This window comes from Pseudomonas onubensis, assembly GCF_965653655.1.
Taxonomy (GTDB): domain Bacteria; phylum Pseudomonadota; class Gammaproteobacteria; order Pseudomonadales; family Pseudomonadaceae; genus Aquipseudomonas.
The window spans coordinates 1-1,516 of record NZ_CBFHAZ010000207.1 but is presented as its reverse complement, the minus strand read 5'-3'; the positions used below and the strand labels follow the sequence as shown (position 1 = coordinate 1,516).

1 protein-coding gene is annotated in these 1,516 nt (G+C 41.2%); it reads right to left on the bottom strand.

From position 1 onward, the window contains the following. Positions 1-321: 321 nt before the first annotated feature. The gene (locus ACTD9P_RS29580; protein WP_005112197.1) at positions 322-1,047 is read right to left on the bottom strand and encodes a putative adhesin; all 726 of its coding nucleotides are present in this window, start codon (positions 1,045-1,047) and stop codon (positions 322-324) included. Positions 1,048-1,516 lie beyond the last annotated feature (469 nt).

The following is a 1,516-nucleotide window of genomic DNA, read 5'->3' as shown; positions in this document are numbered from 1 at the left end:
GACGGCAAGCGTATCGGGGACAGGGAGTATGCGGAGGTGCTGATCGCTATTACGGAGTATCACCGTGCCCTGTTATCCAGGCTTATGGCAGATTAGCTTCCCGGGGAGAAAACTGTTGAAAACAGACGGTATGAACACGGTAAGCTCCCAAAGTGATCTCCATTCGCTTTCATGCATAGCTATGCAGCGAGCTGAAAACGATCCTGACGCATCCTTCCTGTTTTTCCGGGGTAAAACATCTATTTTTGTGGTGTCTGCGTCAGAATCGCGTTCAGCGCGTTTCAGTGGTGCGTACAATTAAGGGATTATGGTAAATGATGATTATTTCTCCTCTCTATTTACTCGGCAAGCGCCAAAGTGAATTACATCATATTTTACTCCTGATTCATTTATTACTTTAAATATGTCAGAAAGGTGCTTCTTATGATTTTTATCAGTTATAAATGCTATATCAATATTTTTGTTTCCTAAGCCATCTTGATGTCTTTGTATAATATTTTGGGCTTGTTCATGGTAATATAGAGCATAGTTTTTTATCTTCTCATTACTTGTTGCGTATTCTTTTCTATATATGGCTTGTGACATCATTTCTTCTTCTAATTTTGATTGAGGTATATTGCGCGCGTTCGCTAGAACTTTTAGGTCATCTTTGCTTATGTTTAGTGATGGTGTTAACCCTTTTTGAGCTTCAGTATGGCGTTTGTTTACCTCTGAAAGAACGCTTAGTCCCTTTGTGAAGTCGTTGTCTTTTGTATAAAAATCAATTCTTAGGTTTTTGGGGACTACAGTCCATCCATCGCCTTTTTGACGCGTGAATAGTGTTTGTGGATGGGAGATCTCTTTCCATCCACCATGCGACATAATGACAAGTTGTGTTGCTTTTCCTGTTTGGCTCAATCCTATTCCGTCTTTCTGGAATAAACGACGATGACTTGTTACGTCCATGTTTGGTGATGGGTGTGTTTTTATATTTTTGGATGATGTTAGAAGGTGATTTCTTATTGTTGATGATATGTTTGTTATGAGATTCGAATTGAGTATTTTCATTTGTTAACAATCCATTTTTGCGGTGTTTTTTATTGTTTTTTTTCTTTTGTTTAAGGGTGTGTCGGTGTAAGTGTTTATTTTATGGGTTAAAGTAGGATACCAAGTGTGAAAAAAAATTAAAGGTTCTTCTTGAGATCCTTTTTTTCTGCGCGTAATCTGCTGCCTGTAAACGAAAAAACCGCCCTGCAAGGCGGTTTTTCGAAGGTTCTCAGAGCTACCAACTCTTTGAGCCGAGGTAACTGGCTTGGAGGAGCGCAGTCACCAAAACTTGTTCTTTCAGTTTAGCCTTAACAGGCGCATGACTTCAAGTCTTACTCCTCTAATTCGGTTATCAGTGGCTGCTGCCAGTGGCGATAATTCGTGTCTTACCGGGTTGGACTCAAGACGATAGTTACCGGATAAGGCGCAGCGGTCGGGCTGAACGGGGGGTTCGTGCACACAGCCCAGCTTGGAGCGAACGACCTACACC